Source organism: Streptomyces viridosporus (genome assembly GCF_002078235.1).
Classification (GTDB): domain Bacteria; phylum Actinomycetota; class Actinomycetes; order Streptomycetales; family Streptomycetaceae; genus Streptomyces; species Streptomyces viridosporus.
Map to the genome: position 1 here is coordinate 1 of NZ_MSGP01000108.1, position 247 is coordinate 247.

Below are 247 nucleotides of genomic sequence, written 5' to 3' on the forward strand. Positions count from 1 at the left end.
CATGCTGCGCCGGGCCGGTGTGCCGGCCGAACCGTCCGACCCCCGGGCCGGTGCGGTCTCCCTGGTGGACAGCGGCACCTACGTGTTCGGCACGGCGGACCACGTCGCCGCCCGGCTCGACGAGTACCGGGACGCCGGGGTGGACGAGGTGATCCTCAACTGCGGCGGGGTGCTCTTCACCGAGGGCCCGGAGGCGGCCTTCCGGGACGCCCGGGAGATCATCGAGGCCGTCCGCCGACGGCGGCGG

Annotated in this window: 1 pseudogene; it reads left to right on the forward strand. The window is 75.7% G+C overall.

From position 1 onward, the window contains the following. Positions 1-247: pseudogene (locus tag B7L92_RS41550) on the forward strand (5,10-methylene tetrahydromethanopterin reductase); the annotation flags it as partial.